This window comes from Psychrobacter lutiphocae DSM 21542 (genome assembly GCF_000382145.1).
In the GTDB taxonomy this organism is placed as follows: Bacteria; Pseudomonadota; Gammaproteobacteria; order Pseudomonadales; family Moraxellaceae; genus Psychrobacter; species Psychrobacter lutiphocae.
Genome location: NZ_KB907626.1, coordinates 1 through 16179, shown reverse-complemented (window position 1 = coordinate 16179; position 16179 = coordinate 1). Strand labels below are relative to the sequence as shown.

At 41.0% G+C, this 16179-nt stretch carries 14 protein-coding genes; 9 read left to right on the top strand and 5 right to left on the bottom strand.

Annotation, left to right across the window (positions count from 1 at the left end; translation table 11 throughout):
* The first annotated feature begins 78 nt into the window (after nt 1-78).
* The 3 genes from H140_RS0102840 (at nt 79) to gluQRS (ending at nt 2801) form a co-directional block, all read left to right on the top strand.
* On the top strand, nt 79-918 hold the full coding sequence (locus tag H140_RS0102840) for a metallophosphoesterase (RefSeq protein ID WP_026348785.1): 840 nt from the start codon (nt 79-81) through the stop codon (nt 916-918).
* A 201-nt stretch (nt 919-1119) separates the two neighbouring features.
* On the top strand, nt 1120-1554 hold the full coding sequence (gene dksA, locus H140_RS0102835; RefSeq protein ID WP_019672143.1) for an RNA polymerase-binding protein DksA: 435 nt from the start codon (nt 1120-1122) through the stop codon (nt 1552-1554).
* A gap of 260 nt (nt 1555-1814) precedes the next feature.
* Entirely contained in the window at nt 1815-2801 is a 987-nt protein-coding gene (gluQRS, locus tag H140_RS0102830; RefSeq protein ID WP_019672142.1) for a tRNA glutamyl-Q(34) synthetase GluQRS, read from the top strand.
* A gap of 35 nt (nt 2802-2836) precedes the next feature.
* On the opposite strand, the gene ftsW is transcribed toward gluQRS, so the two are convergent.
* Together ftsW and murD are read right to left on the bottom strand one after the other, a co-directional pair.
* Nucleotides 2837-4045, bottom strand: a complete 1209-nt coding sequence (gene ftsW / locus H140_RS0102825; protein WP_019672141.1) for a putative lipid II flippase FtsW — start codon at nt 4043-4045, stop codon at nt 2837-2839.
* Between the two features lie 90 nt (nt 4046-4135).
* Nucleotides 4136-5560, bottom strand: coding sequence for a UDP-N-acetylmuramoyl-L-alanine--D-glutamate ligase (gene murD, locus H140_RS0102820; RefSeq protein WP_026348782.1), 1425 nt, complete (start codon nt 5558-5560; stop codon nt 4136-4138).
* A 700-nt stretch (nt 5561-6260) separates the two neighbouring features.
* Here murD and H140_RS0102815 point away from each other — a divergent pair.
* Both H140_RS0102815 and H140_RS0102810 read left to right on the top strand, forming a co-directional pair.
* Nucleotides 6261-7778 (top strand): SulP family inorganic anion transporter, encoded by a 1518-nt coding sequence (locus tag H140_RS0102815; RefSeq protein WP_019672139.1) that lies wholly within the window; start codon nt 6261-6263, stop codon nt 7776-7778.
* Nucleotides 7779-7988: 210 nt separating this feature from the next.
* Nucleotides 7989-8849, top strand: coding sequence for a universal stress protein (locus H140_RS0102810; RefSeq protein ID WP_019672138.1), 861 nt, complete (start codon nt 7989-7991; stop codon nt 8847-8849).
* 149 nt (nt 8850-8998) lie between these two features.
* Here the strand turns inward: H140_RS0102810 and H140_RS0102805 are convergent, their stop codons facing one another.
* Both H140_RS0102805 and H140_RS0102800 read right to left on the bottom strand, forming a co-directional pair.
* A complete protein-coding gene (locus H140_RS0102805) occupies nt 8999-10243 on the bottom strand; it encodes an amidohydrolase family protein (RefSeq protein WP_019672137.1) in 1245 nt (414 codons plus the stop codon).
* Nucleotides 10244-10349: 106 nt separating this feature from the next.
* On the bottom strand, nt 10350-11552 hold the full coding sequence (locus H140_RS0102800; protein ID WP_019672136.1) for an MFS transporter: 1203 nt from the start codon (nt 11550-11552) through the stop codon (nt 10350-10352).
* A gap of 548 nt (nt 11553-12100) precedes the next feature.
* Here H140_RS0102800 and H140_RS0102795 point away from each other — a divergent pair.
* Both H140_RS0102795 and H140_RS0102790 read left to right on the top strand, forming a co-directional pair.
* Nucleotides 12101-12439, top strand: coding sequence for a P-II family nitrogen regulator (locus tag H140_RS0102795; protein WP_007394533.1), 339 nt, complete (start codon nt 12101-12103; stop codon nt 12437-12439).
* A 179-nt stretch (nt 12440-12618) separates the two neighbouring features.
* Complete coding sequence (locus H140_RS0102790; RefSeq protein WP_019672135.1) at nt 12619-13890, top strand: ammonium transporter; 1272 nt, start codon at nt 12619-12621, stop codon at nt 13888-13890.
* 170 nt (nt 13891-14060) lie between these two features.
* Here the strand turns inward: H140_RS0102790 and H140_RS0102785 are convergent, their stop codons facing one another.
* Entirely contained in the window at nt 14061-14537 is a 477-nt protein-coding gene (locus H140_RS0102785) for a YcgN family cysteine cluster protein (protein ID WP_019672134.1), read from the bottom strand.
* Nucleotides 14538-15015: 478 nt separating this feature from the next.
* On the opposite strand from H140_RS0102785, the gene H140_RS0102780 reads away from it, so the two are divergent.
* Together H140_RS0102780 and H140_RS15375 are read left to right on the top strand one after the other, a co-directional pair.
* Nucleotides 15016-15756 carry a dienelactone hydrolase family protein gene (locus tag H140_RS0102780; RefSeq protein WP_019672133.1) on the top strand — a complete coding sequence of 247 codons (741 nt, stop codon included), beginning with the start codon at nt 15016-15018 and terminating at the stop codon, nt 15754-15756.
* Between the two features lie 180 nt (nt 15757-15936).
* On the top strand, nt 15937-16179 hold a 243-nt coding region (locus H140_RS15375), incomplete at its 3' end, for a helix-turn-helix domain-containing protein (protein ID WP_156819059.1).

Genomic DNA, 16179 nt, shown 5'->3' with positions numbered 1-16179 from the left:
TCCACACTTAACCTGCGCAATTAAAAAGTAGCTATGCTTACTGATATCAATAACAATAAAGCTAATGATAATAAAACTATGACTTCTAACCTAGATGTTTTTCAGCCTCCAACATTTATTAATACTGACGATGGCAATATCAACATTCTACAACTGACAGACTTACATTTGTATCTTGATACCAGCACTACCACATCTGGTATCAATAATCACCAAAGCTTTGTTGCCTGCCTTAATCAAGCACTGAATGAAGACAGACGCTGTGACCTTATCTTACTAACTGGCGACTTAGTTAACGAAGTTGATACCATAATCTACGACAGAGTGTTTGCATTGTTGCAACAGACAGGGATTCCTTTTGCCTGTCTTGCTGGTAATCACGATGTGACAGATGAAATCGATAACGGAATGAGCTTTGAACAGCGCCAATTTGTTGCTCATAACGCCGACCCTCGCCTTCTGTCTCGTCACCGCATCGCACTTAATAATTGGCAATTGCTATTACTAGATAGCAGTGTGCCAGGCAAGGTATATGGCAGCCTTGGTAACAAAAACTTGCAATGGTTACGCCAAACTCTCGCAAACTGTCATAACCCTGTCATGATTGCCATGCATCATCACCTACTTCCAATGAGCTCTGCTTGGATTAACGCCCACATTACTCAAGATTCGAGCGACTTTTGGGCATTAATAAAACAATTTCCACAGGTTAAAGCGGTGTTAACTGGACATGTACATCAGAATTTTGAGAGTAGTAAACAAGGTGTAGCAGTCTATGCAACACCGTCAACTAGCTATCAATTTCAACCCAATCAAGATGAGTTTGGCCTCGATACCGAAGCAAAACCAGGGTATCGTTGGTTGACACTCACCGCAGAAGGAGAGATTGACACTTGGGTCACTCGTATCGCTGAATAAAAACATGAAGACCCTAGGGCATATCCCTAGTAACTTACTGATTATGCCCACAATTTTATCTTTCTAACTAGGTGATTAGCTCCTCATCTTGATACATACCGATCAATATTTATATATTGACCCTAGTCAAATAAAATAAATTATGGTATAAGAGTCAATTATTTTGTTTCAGCCCCTAATAAATGGATATAGGAAACTGTCATGAGTCAAACTGCTACTGACGACTTAATCTTTAAGCCTTACGAAGCGAAAGCAGACGAAGAATACATGTCAGATGCCCAGCTTAAACACTTTGAGAATATCTTGAAAGCATGGAAGCTACAACTGGCAGGCGATGCAGATCGCTCTAAAAGCTACATTAAAGATGAATCTACTTCTTTGTCGGATACTAATGACAGAGCAACACAAGAAGAAGAGTTTGCTTTAGAGCTACGCACTAGAGATCGTGAACGCAAACTGATTCGCAAAATTGATAAATCATTAGCGGATATCAGTACAGGTGATTATGGTTTTTGTGAAACCTGTGGCGTTGACATCGGTTTACGCCGTTTAGAAGCACGACCAACTGCCACTCAGTGTATTGACTGCAAGACGTTGTCTGAAATTAAGGAACGTCAAAACTGGGGACACTCATAACCTTGGAAACACTCATAACCTTGAATACAAAACAAGTCTAAAGTCTAGGCGCATTTAAACTTGTTTTGTTTGATTATGGCTTAAATGTCTTATACCAAATCTGAAAATTAAAATATCGAGGAAAACGAGTGCAAACGCTATAAATAGTAGGTTTAGCAAGTTTGAAAAAGATAGTTTGTTTTTCAGAATAGGTATTGATATAAGTTATAGTTTAAGTGTCTCAGCCAGCAGACTACTAGACCAAATGATAATTACTGCCTATGCCAATAGCTCGCACAAAACGATCTAGTGTTCCTTGTACTGGTGCACAAGCAAATACCAGCCATAGGTCAACTTTGGGACGTTTTGCACCCTCCCCCACAGGGCAGTTACACCTAGGCTCACTAACCACAGCCGTTGCTAGCTACTGTCATATCAAGTCACTGCGAGGCAGTTGGCTAGTACGTATCGAAGATACCGATCTTGAGCGCTGTCGTCCAGAATTTAGCGCTCAAATCCTACAAGATCTTGAACACCTTGGCCTTCACTGGGACCAAGAGGTCAGCTATCAGTCACAGCGTCAGTCCCTCTATAATGAGCTACTATATGCAGGCTTATCCAATCGCTTATATGGCTGCCGTTGCTCACGTAAGCAACTGGCACAATATGATATTTATCCTGGTACTTGTCGCCCAACTCCCAACACTCAAACCCAAGCTATGCTAATGTCAGATGAAGCCTATCAGCAGCGCAAGCTCACATTTAACCAGCGTAAAGTTAGAGTACAGCTACCTAATTATAGTATTGGTTTTTTGGATGGTATCCAAGGTATGCAGTGGGCAAATCCGCAACAAAGCCTAGGCGATGTAGTACTGCGCCGTGCTGATGGCACTATCAATTACTTTTTGGCTGCCAGTATAGATGATGGCTTGCAAGGGATCACTCATGTAATGCGAGGCTTGGATATTTTGCCGTTGACTGTGGCGCAAATCAGTATAATGTCCTATTTAAAAATACCAGTTGTTGAACATTGGTATCACTTACCTTTGGTCGAAAATCAGTTTGGACAAAAGCTATCCAAACAAAACTTAGCCACTCCGATTGATACTTCAACTACCAAAAAATGCCAGCTGCTAATTCAACAAGCATTAGCACTATTAAAGCAACCCAAAGTTGAACTCGATACCCCAGAGGTTATGTTACAACAAGCTATACAGCAGTGGTCAAATGTACCATTACAACATCATAGCGTCCTTGGCAAGGCATAATCTACTCAAAAAAACATTATACTTATGCTATTTTGTTAATAATGACGGCAACGAATAGGAGCTATCTTGGGGCTGGTTTTTTGAATATTTAATAACAATCCAACCATAATTAAACACATCAGCATTGAAGATCCACCATAACTAAAGAAGGGTAAAGTCAGACCCTTAGTAGGCATAACGCCCATATTCATACCCGCATTAATTACAATTTGACCAATAAAAATAACACCTATACCAAAAGCGGTGTAACTTAAACGCATTTGATTATTACGCAGCGCATTGTAACTAATTCTCATGGTGCATATCACCACTACTGCTTCTAAAAACAAGACTGTCAGCACCCCAACCAAACCTAGCTCTTCACCAGTAATAGCCAATAAGAAATCGGTATGTGCCTCTGGTAAATGCGCTAACTTTTGCACACTTTCACCATAGCCGACACCCGTAACCTCACCACGACCAAAGGCAATCAAACTACGCGCCAACTGGTAATCTGAACCTTGGATATCATCAAACGGATCCCAAAATGATGCAAAACGTATCAGCCGATATTCTTGGAATAAAATCGCATAAACACCACCGATTGCACCCAAGACGACCAAAATCGAAATCTGTGCCCAAGAAGCACCTGCCACAAAGAAAATAGATAAAATGACCCCACTTAAGATAACCGCTGATCCAAAGTCTGGCTGTGACATGATTAACCAAATCAAAACACCGACAGTAATCCCTAAGCGAATGATGCCACCTATACCTTGACGTACCTCATTAGCGCGCCGTACCACAAAGTCGGCGGTAAATAATACCATCACCAGCTTAGCGAGCTCGGCTACTTGAAAATTAAACGGCCCTAACTGTATCCAACGTTTTGCGCCATTAATTTCATTGCCAATTGCCAAGGTTAATATTAGTAGTAATAAGACTGCGGCCAAAGACAGTACCAGAAACAACATGTCATAAAACCAAGATAAGGGGGTTTTATAGACAATAAAACCCACAGCTAGACCAATAATCATATACAAAAACTGATTTTTAAAATATGTCAGCTGTGGAAGATCATGCATATTAGCAAAAGGAATAGAGGCGGAGGCGACCATGATAAGGCTCAACACCAATAAACAGCTTACGCTAGTAATCAGCACGCCCCCAGCGGTTGGTACTGAAAACATACTAAAATAATCACGTTTGCGTGATGTTGCTGTATTTGTTGCAAAGGCAGATGCCTTAGACGTATCTTTTGCCATAGGGATTCAACTGTACTTATAAACGATGTAGATGAGTAATAAAAATAAAAAATGGGATAATAAAATGAGCTTAATATTTACTTACAGTATTTACTTATCACTAGCAAGCTGTGTCACTAACTGGCAGAAGTGCTCACCCCGCTTGTTGTAATTGGGATACTGATCTAAGCTGGCACAAGCAGGCGATAATAAAACCGCAGCCACTTGTGACAAACTATTGGTCGTTAACGATTGTACCTTTTGCATCGCCTGCTCTAGTGTCTGACAATGATGGATGCCAACTTCATCGCTAATCTGTGCTTGCTGTAAATGCGTGGCAATAATATTAGCATCTTCGCCTATTAACAAAAGCTGGCTAACATATTTATTAATCAAGGGTGCCAACTCACCAAACTGTTGCCCTTTTCCTTGTCCACCTAAAATAAGCAGCAACTTATTCCTACGATCACTACGATGCTCATAAACAGAACCCAATCCCAAAATGGCAGCCAGTGTAGATCCAACATTGGTGCCTTTAGAATCATTGAAGTAATCTACGCCTGCTACATTATCCACAAACTGACAGCGGTGTGGCAGTCCTGCAAACTCTTGTAATGTTTTTAGCATACTCTCTAGTGGAATGCCCGCCAGCTCGCCCAGTGCTAATGCTGATAAGGCATTGAGCAAATTATGCTTACCTTTTATTTTTAATTCATCAGCATTAATCAGCTTTTGAGCACCCTTGGCCAAATAAATCTGACCATCTCCTTCAGTAATCAGACCATAGTTATCCAAATCTGGAGCATTAGATCCCACACTTAGGCATGGCATATCATCAGCCACTAATGGGCGTGATAAGGCATCATCTCGATTAATGACAATAGAGTGAGCGCCTTGAAAAATTCGGTGTTTGGCTTGATGATAACTGAGCATATCGCCATGACGATCTAGGTGGTCTGGCGACATATTTAATACTGTCGCTACTTTAGCACCAAGACTGCTAATGGTTTCTAATTGAAAACTAGAAAGCTCCAGCACAGCTAGCTGCATCTTATCACCAAGCAGCCCATCCTCTAATAAGCTTAAAGCAGGCACGCCTATATTACCACCCACACCCACCTTTATCCCCGCATTCTTTGCCATTTGTCCCACCAAAGTAGTTACTGTACTTTTGGCATTGGAGCCTGTAATAGCAACAATAGGTGCTTGACACGCTTCTTTAAATAGTTGGATATCACTGACAATAGCAATACCCGCCTGTTGAGCCTGCTTCACCGCTGGTGTCGTTAGTGCAACCCCTGGACTGATAATAATACGATCTGCGCTTAATAGTAGATCTGCATCGACCGCTCCAAAGGATCTAATATCAACATTTGGCTCTAGTTGCTCTGCCAAATTTGGTGCAACATTGGCATCAGTAACTGCAACTCGATAACCTCGGCGTGCCAAATAGTTGGCTGTGGCAAGTCCAGACTGCCCCAAGCCAATGACGACTTGTAAGCCGCCTCCTTTTTGGATAAAGGCCTCTGTTGTCATATCTGATGCAGTAGTATTCGGTAATGTCGTATTTGATAATATAGTATTTGATAATATAGTATTTGTTGTCATAGCTTTTGGTGGCTTGGTTTGAGGCATAGTGGTATCTGATGTTATATCTGTCATAGTAAGTGGCATTGACATGGCAGTTAGACTTGGTATTGTAGTGGATATGAATCTACATTCAACTTTGGTCAGGACGCTTAACCTTTCGTTCTCTATTTATCTTTCATTCTCTATTTATTATGGTATGATGCTGCTGTTTTTTAAGCACCAGTGTAAAACTTAAAGGCAAATAATGCTAAAATAGTGATTGGGCAGTAATAACCTTTGTTATTCTATCATGACCCTAGCCTTATTGGCCGTAAATTAATAACACTAAATTGCACATATTATTAAAAGCGTCTTACCTGCTAATATAATTAGAGGATGTATTGTCGTTATCGTTGTCATAGTTGTTGTCATAACTTTATGATCAGTAGTTATATCATGATCAGTAGTTATATCTAGCAATACTTAGAATTTTTCTCATGTTGTGCTATTAATTTCAACTCAAACCAAATACTATCAATCAAAATCAAATAAAACGCTTAATTCTAGTTATATCAATAGCATTAAGTTATTTGAAAAGCATCAAAACAGCAGGTAGCCATCAATAACCTGTTAATATCCAACCCAACGAATAAGTTAAAACCTAAATATGATACTACCTTCTGTAAATACAATACGCGATGAGTGGTTTTCCAATGTGCGTGGTGACGTACTCTCTGGATTGGTAGTCGCTTTAGCACTAATTCCTGAAGCCATTGCTTTTTCTATTATTGCTGGTGTTGATCCTAAAGTAGGGCTTTATGCTTCCTTTTGTATCGCCGTGGTGATCAGCTTTGTCGGCGGTCGTCCTGCTATGATCTCAGCAGCAACTGGTGCTATGGCATTGGTCATGGTCACTTTGGTCGCTGATCATGGACTGCAATACTTATTGGCAGCTACCTTATTGTGTGGTGTCATACAGTTTATTATGGGGGTCTTTAAGCTTGGCAATCTGATGCGCTTCGTTTCCCGTTCAGTGGTCATTGGCTTTGTTAATGCGTTAGCTATTCTGATTTTTATGGCGCAGTTACCCGAGCTTATCCCTGCCCTCAATCCTGAAGGCGCTGATAGGATTGGATTACCAGTATATATCATGACAGCTGCTGGACTTGCCATTATTTATGGTTTTCCATTAATTCCTAAGATCGGTAAGGTCATCCCTTCACCGCTAATTTGTATTGTAGGATTAACTGCAGTTGCCTTGTATTTGGGTATTGATATCCGTAATGTCGGCGATATGGGAGAGCTTCCTGATACCTTGCCTGTCTTTTTATTACCTGATATCCCATTAAACCTAGAAACCTTGTTAATCATCGCTCCTTACTCCGCTGCCTTAGCGGTTGTCGGTCTATTAGAATCGATGATGACAGCAACTATTGTTGATGATTTAACCGATACGCTAAGTGATAAAAACCGTGAGTGTCGTGGTCAAGGTATTGCAAACCTGGTGTCTGGGTTTTTTGGTGGTATGGCTGGTTGTGCCATGATTGGTCAGTCTGTAATTAACGTGAAGTCTGGTGGTCGTACGCGTCTATCGACCTTCATTGCTGGTGCTGTATTACTGATTCTGGTAGTGTTTTTGAGTGATTGGGTTAGTCAAATCCCTATGGCTGCATTGGTAGCTGTGATGATTATGGTCTCTATTGGTACCTTTAACTGGGAATCACTACGTGAGTTTAAAACACATCCAATGTCATTTAACGTGGTGATGCTGGCCACTGTCATTACCACTGTCTTTACTCATAACTTGGCATATGGCGTATTGGTCGGTGTGTTACTATCAGCACTATTTTTTGCAAACAAAATTAGTCAGTTTTTAAGTATTAATAGTGAGTATGACGAGCAATCTGATACCCGTTATTATTATGTGCACGGGCAAGTATTCTTTAGCTCAACTACTTTTTTCTTAGACAGTTTTGATACCAAAGAAGCACTGAGCAATGTGGTTATTGATGTGACTCATGCCCACTTTTGGGATGTGACTGCCGTTGATATCTTAGACAAACTGGTGCTGCGTTTTCAGCGCGAAGGGATAAATGTTAAAGTAATTGGACTAAATAGTGCCAGTCGCACCCTTATTGATAAATTCTCGGTACATGACCGCCGTGATATTGGTATGCTTGATTAATTATGTAAAAAACAGCCTCTAGTCAGTGACACTTAGCAAGTCTATATATAGTTATAGTCATATAAAAGAGGTACGGCGTTAACCACGCTAAGCCTACATTTGTAGTACTTACGCTCGGTTGCCTTGTACCTCAAATATCTGACTGCGACTATACCTGTATTAAGATATTAACCTATTAAGACGTTGAGTATTATTTATGAGTAACTTATTATGAGTAACTTACGACCAGATAGTGTGATAGCCTGCCTTGATTTTCCTGATTATGTGCACGCTGTACTTAATGGCAGCTTATGGGCAGCAAAAGCACTACGAGCTCCCATAGGTCTTCTACATGCAGCACCAAGCGTGTATCACAAGTCAGCGGTCGATTATTCAGGTTGCCTCATTGGTGACGATGGTGACACCTTATTAAATCAATTGGCACAAGAAGAAAAAGATAGCAATAGCAAACTACGAGATCAAGGACGCTTACTATTAAAGCAGGCAGAAAGCTACTGCCAACAGCATCAAGGGCGTTATCAACATCAGATATATACCCTGCATCGCCATGCGTCTTTAGCGGAAAGCTTAGATTATGTCGATAACAGTGCACAAATAATTGTCATTGGTCATCAAGTCACCTGTAAAGATACCTTATCACAACTAGTACGAGCCAGTCGTTGCCCCATCTTGGTCACGCATGAAGTCTTTCATACTCCAAAAACGGCGCTATTTGCTTTTAACAATCGCCCAACTAGTTTGGCGCTATTAGACTGGCTATGTAGCAGTTCTCTTATTCGCAATCTAAGCTTACATGTGGTCATGGTCGGTGAAGACAATGAGCGCAATAAGGATGCATTAAGGGAAGCCTATGCTCGTCTAAAACAAGTTGGTATTGACTGCAAAAAAGAGTTGCTAGAAGGCCGTGATGTCACTGCGACCTTAACTTTTTATCAACAGCAACACGAGCTGGACTTGCTCATTACTGGTGCCTTTGGTGAGTCACGCCTGCATGAGCTGTTACATGGTAGTAATACACGTAAGCTATTAAAAACGAGTCGCACACCTTATTTACTTTATCCGCGTATGTAGCTTTATCCACAGATGTAACCGCACAACTGCCTAACAAAAGACGAGCTACAAAAAAATAAAAATCGCTTTAAATAAAAAACAGCTTTGACTAAGCAAAGCTGTTTTATTGTGAATGTGACTCTCACAATCATTGAGAAAATTCGCTTAACTTACAAGTCTAGCTCAATTTCATAACTTGGTTCAGGCTTTTTAAACAAATACTGACCATGACGAATTGATGCTAGCACATCTGCACGTTGACGCACCGCTTCAAACGGTGTGTCAGCATCAAGCACCAAGAAGTTGGCTGGCTTACCTTTTTCTAAACCATACTGTTCTTCAACATTTAAAGTTTTGGCACCGTTAAAGGTGATAAGATCAAGACAAGTATCAAGTTGCTCAAAAGACATGGTCTGAGCTAAGTGAATACCGTTATCTAAGATGTTCATTAGGTTGCCATTTCCCGCAGGATACCATGGGTCATTGATAGAGTCTTGCCCAAAGCAGACATTAATTCCACTTTCCCAAAACTCTTTGACTCGAGTCAGACCACGGCGCTTTGGATAAGTATCTTGGCGACCTTGCAGATAAGCATTTTCAGTTGGCAATGAAATAAAGTTCATACCTGATTGCTTAAATAGACTCATCATACGGAAGGCATAAGCATCATCCGCTGAACCAAACGAGCACGTATGACTGGCCGCGGTACGAGTACCTATGCCTTCAATCATCACCAACGCATTAAGCAACTGAACATGGCGACTCATTGGGTCATCGGTTTCATCACAATGAATATCGATTAGCTTATCATATTTGACTGCCAGCTCGACTGCTTTACGCACCGAGTCTTGACCAAACTCATAAGCCCATTCAAAGTGTGGAATACCGCCAACACAATCTGCACCCATCTTCAGCGCTTCTTCAACCATTTCATCACCGCCTTGATAGGCATACATGCCCTCTTGCGGAAAAGCGACAATCTGAATCGTTACCTTATCTTTGAGTCGCTCGCGTACTTCTAGCATGGCTTTAAGACCCGTCAAATTAGGGTCACAAACATCAATATGGGTACGGATAAACTGTACACCTTTTGATACTTCTTCTTTAATTCCCTTTAAAGCACGCTCTTTAGCATCTTCTAGAGTCTGATGTTTTTTGACATCATGCCAACGGGCAATACCTTCAAACAAGGTACCTGTATCATTGGTTGCGCCTTCATTACGACCTGTATATACATAATCTAAGTGCAAATGTGCATCAACATAAGGTGGCACTACCAGCCTGCCTTTTAGATCTATCTCTTCCGTAGCTTCTGGCAAATGACGACCTATGGCTTCAATCTCACCTTGATCATTGACCAAAATCTGATCCGCATTGTCATTGCGGTAAATAGTTGCGTTAATAAATTTTTTCATTATAAACTCCATTTCCATGTGTTTTTCAGTCGCTTTAGCCGCTGCTAATCACTACCTATCAACAGTGATAGTTAAGAGTTAACAGTTCATAGTTCATAGTTAAAAATTAAGATTTCAAAGTCCGCTTAGCCATATACGACAGTATGATGGCAGGGATAAAACAAAGAATTGACAAATATACAATGCCCATAGCACCTGTCTTTGGCATGTGTACTAAAATTAATCCAGCTATCCATGTGGCAATCATAATTGAGAAGTTAAACACGCTTGACTGCACTGATGTGGCTACTGCCTTAGCTTCCGTTACTTGCTTACTAACGGCAGTCTGCCACATAGTGACTAGCGGCCCAAATGACAATCCCCATAAGAAAAAAGCAAGGTGAGATAAGCCGCTCGTGCCACCAAACAAAGTAAATATCGCCATTGCAATCGCACCTGCTAGTAGCATTGAGACAATTAATCCACGTAGATGTGTATCAATAACACGTGCTGATAATACAACAGAGATTACCGAGCCTATACCAAATATAAGCAAGGCCAGACTAATGCCACCGCTAAAGCTGATGGTATCTACCAATAACGTAATATAGGTATAGGTGCTATAATGAGCAACAACCGACAAAAAGGTCAGAATTAACACAATCCAAACTTGTGGTATCTTTAAAATAGCGGTTGGCGAATTGCTATGCGTCAGCTTCTCCCCAGGTACCGCTGGCAAAAACTTAGCAGCTAACAGTGCAATCAACACACCTAAAGCCCCAAGCAACATAAACTCTATGCGCCATCCGACATGGGTACCGATATAAGTCATAAAGGGCAGTCCTAAGCTTACGCCAAAGGTGTTGCCTGCCATAATAATGGTGATCGCTCTCCCTTGTAAGTCATCTGTTACCAGCGCTGCACCATAAGCGGCAATCATCGGCCACATAATACCAGCACAGATACCACCAAGTATGCGCATCGCAACAATCAGGTAGTAGGAACTGGTTAATCCCACAATAATATTCGATAGTGCAAAGCCACCCAGTAACAGTAGCAATAAGGTTTTGCGATTGACCGAGAGCGTCATACTAATTAACGGAATAGCAAATATGGCTGAAGCTAGCGCATACACTCCAACCAAAAAACCAACTTGGGTTTCTTCAATGCCTAAACCTTCGGTCATTTGAGGTAAGATGCCAGACGGCACCAGCTCTGATAGAATGCCAACAAAAGTGACACTGGCCATGAGGCCAAAGATAAACCAAGAAATATAATCCTTTTTAATCACTGCTGGTGGTGACTGTCTGTCTTGAGAATCTATAGACACATTATCTCCTCCCTAATTAATGCCTACACCAACCAATGGGGTTTTACTGTCTTAATATACATACTCACTACAATCTAACACAGCTACTACTATTGTAATTGTAGATTATGAGTATTGACGATTATGATGTTGTTATTTAATAGAAAATTAAAGTAACCATTATAGCTAATCAGTAATCACATAACCTCCATTAATGACCACAACCCTAATTATTACTTCACAAATTAACTAACCATTGGCTAACCCTCTTACAACAAACTTAGTTATAATAATTCCGTTATTGCTCGATATGGTGCATTCTATTTTGGTGCACCATCTGTAATTTGCACTACTTTGATGCATTTTTGCCTTAAAAATGTCCTCCCCCTTCATTTTTAATTGGCACAATTCTTGAAACAATGTCATCACAAGAGACAAATAGTCTGTGCTATTAACAGCTCAGCTGGCTAAATGCCAACAGCTAAGTTTGTAACAACCAAGTTGACAGCTATTTAGTCACAAACAACTTACTTTCACACAACTATCAAAATCATTAATAAGGATTTCCTATGAAATTGATTACCGCTGTATTAAAGCCGTTTAAATTAGATGATGTGCGTGAAGCCTTATCTGAAATCGGTGTAAAAGGCGTTACCGTTACAGAAGTTAAAGGCTTTGGTCGTCAAAAAGGCCACACCGAGCTGTATCGTGGTGCAGAATATGTAGTGGACTTTTTACCAAAAGTAAAAGTAGAAGTGGCCGTCACTGACGAAATGGTAGAGCCTGCTATTGAAGCCATTACCCGCATTGCCAGCACAGGAAAAATTGGCGATGGTAAAATTTTTATCTCCCCACTTGAGCAGGTCATTCGTATCCGAACTGGCGAAACTGGTCCTGACGCTATTTAAGCGCATCTAACCTTGCTATCAACCTATAAAGCGAGACCTAAAACACTCCGCTACTTAACGAAAAGATAGCTCAGCGCAAACAATAGCCCTCATTACTCATTGTTTAAGATCAAGAACTTAACACTGATTAGATGAGCACACGCCAAGTCAATATGCACTAAATTCCAAGGGGGAACATCATGCAAAACCAAATTTTTGAACTACAATACGCACTCGACACTTTTTACTTCTTAATATGTGGCGCTTTAGTCATGTGGATGGCGGCAGGCTTTGCTATGCTTGAAGCTGGACTTGTCCGCTCTAAAAATACCACAGAAATTTTAACCAAAAACATCGGCTTATTTGCCATTGCCTGTACCATGTATATGATATGTGGCTACCAGTTTATGTATGATGGTGGCTTCTTCTTAAAAGGTATTATGGGTGGCGATAATCTTGTCGCTGATGCTTTAGCTACCTCTGCTGAAAACGGCTTTGATGGAGGATCCGTCTATTCAGGGGCTTCAGACTTCTTCTTCCAAGTTGTCTTCGTAGCGACTTGTATGTCTATTGTATCGGGTGCAGTTGCTGAGCGTATGAAGCTTTGGGTATTCTTTGCCTTTGCTGTGGTGATGACCGGCTTTATTTATCCGATGGAAGGTAGCTGGACATGGGGTGGTCAATCTGTATTTGGGCTCTACTCATTAGCTGATCTTAACTTTAAAGACTTTGCTGGATCTGGTATTGTGCATCTAGCTGGTGCTGCCGCAGCATTAGCAGGCGTACTATTACTGGGAGCACGTAAAGGTAAATATGGTAAAAACGGTGAAGTTCGTGCCATTCCAGGTGCCAACTTACCATTAGCTGCTCTAGGTACATTTATTCTATGGTTAGGCTGGTTTGGCTTTAACGGTGGCTCAGTATTAAAGCTTGGTGATATTGCCAGTGCAAACTCTGTTGCTATCGTATTTATGAATACCAATGCTGCTGCTGCTGGTGGTGCGATTGGAGCCTTAATTATTGCTCGTATTATCTTTGGCAAAGCTGACTTAACCATGCTACTTAACGGTGCATTAGCAGGTCTTGTGGCGATTACTGCCAGCCCTGACACCCCAATACCTTTTGTATCTACAGTATTTGGTATCGTCGCTGGTGTTATCGTTGTGCTTTCAATCTTAGCTCTTGATAAGTTGAAGATTGATGATCCTGTTGGTGCAATCTCGGTACATGGTATTGTTGGCTTCTATGGCTTGATGATTGTTCCTATTACAGCGACTGGTGAGGGTAGCCCTAGCTTTCTTGGTCAGTTCATAGGTGCAGCAACTATCTTTGGTTGGGTCTTTGTAGCAAGCCTTATCGTTTGGGGAATCATCAAAGCTGTCATCGGGCTACGTATATCAGAAGAAGAAGAATATGAAGGTGCTGACTTGTCAGAATGTGGTCAAGAAGCCTATCCTGAATTTGTTAACTAGGTAGAGCTTTAAATTTGACTAATTACACATTATTAACTAATCACACATTAATGCACATTTAAATCAAGTAGCATTTAATAAGTTAAATGATAATTAAGTAACATTACGGCACTCATCTCAAAGGTCTGTTATCAAAACGATAGCAGGCTTTTTTGGTTAATCAGTATGAGCTAGGCATGCACCCAGTTTACAATACGCTCCTCTAGATCTTCCTCACTGACCTGTAACTCACTGATACATCGCCCTGCTACACCAACACCCGCTTGTCGCATTCCCTGCTCAGTTTTCACTGCATCTTGTGTGATTAACAAATGCCACTTTGGTAAGCGCTGACCTAAGTATAAGCGCTTATAAGCACAGCTTTCTGGCAACCACATCATATGTTGTAATTTATCTACTGTTAAAGAGATACACTCTGGTACAAACAGATGTCGATTGTCATAGTTAGAACAGTACCCTGTATCACAGTCTAATAACTGACAAGCCACATCGGTATATTCTACCTCATAAGGCTCATCTGGATCCTCCAAAAACTTCTCTAGACAGCAGGCACCACAGCCATCACAAAGCGCTTCCCACTCCGCAGTGGTCAGCTCATCTAAGCGATACTGCTGCCAAAACTTAGGTCTTATCAACTCGTTATCCACTTTACCCTCAACTTACCATATTCACTATGCCTGACACGCACATACAAATGATCGCTAGACTAATGGATAAGCCAGCGCTTATCAATATCAAATCGTTTTAATAGCCAACTAGGGTCTGTATAGACTCTAAGAATTGATTTACGGAACGAATAAATAAATTCTATACAGACCCTTTCAATAACTAATAAATCAGCGCCCTCTAGTAGCCTCTGTTCACATTTCTTCAATCGAAACTAACAAAAGTATTTGATATGGTTATCTTGTACTTAGCAAAAAAGCTGACGATTCATAATAAATCAATTAGGGTCTGCTGGACAGTCATTTTCGTAGGAAAAATTTAGCCTGTTTTTTTTGTGTAAGAACAGGTGCACAAAAATGAAATTTTTCTTTAACCTAAATTACTATTAAGCACATATGGCAAATGTTCAACAGACTCTCATAAACTAACACATCAATAAGGATATAAAAGGACATTACCATGAGTATCAAGACCTACGAAATCAAAACCACTGCAGACTATGGCATGGAGCTTATCAGCTATGTTGCATTACCAGAAACAGCCACTGACGAAGATGCCGTACCTGGTATTTTAGTCGCACCAGAATGGTGGGGCGTGGTCGAACACCCCAAAGAAGTTACCGAACGTCTTGCCAAAGCAGGGTTTGCCGCCATCGCTATGGATATATATGGTGAAGGCAAACTAACCACAGATGCTGCCCAAGCCAACGAATGGATGACGCAGATGCTGGATGACCAAGATAAATTAATGGGTCGTTGCCAAGCTATCTTAAATGACTTTGCCGATCAGTTGCCTGTGGATGGCAATCGCTTGGGCGCAGTTGGTTTTTGTTTTGGCGGTAAAATTGTATTAGATATGGCACGTGAAGGTATGCCTGTCAAAGCAGTCGCAGCATTCCACGGCAACTTGTCTCCAAAACAACCTGCCGAAAAGGGTAAATTTACTGCTGATGTATTAGTAGCTCATGGTCGTGATGACAGCATGGTAACTATGCAAGATGTCGAAAACTTTAAACAAGAAATGGACAAGGCTGCAGTCAACTATGAGGTTGATGTTTATGACAATGCCAAACACGGTTTTACCAACCCGAATGCTGACAAACGTGCCGCAGAAAATGGTGTTGACTTAGGCTACAACGAAGCTGCTGCTAAGCAAAGCTGGGACAAAATGATTGCTTTTATGCGTGACAAGCTAAAATAAACATATAACCCAGTTCGATATACCCTCTAATTAAACAGACGCCTACTGTCATAAGTAAGGCGTCTGTTTGACATTCAACTTCAAAAAAACAGTCAACCAACCTTAAAAACATTCAAATTTAAAAAGATCTCAGCTCTAAAAATCTTATACCAAACCCAAAATATATAGTATAATTCAATTATGACCAAACTAACAAATACCCTAGACGATCACGACTTTGGCAAATACTCAAAAACTGAGAGCAATCCCAGAGCCCGCCTACGACTGCTGATCTTACACCAGTACAGCATAGGCAAATCCACGATAGATATTGCCAAAGACCTCTGCATACACCCCGAAACTGCCAGACGTACTAAGAAGCGATATTATGAACGAGGACTTGAAAGCATCTACGATCGTCATCGTCGAGGCCGTCACAGCAAG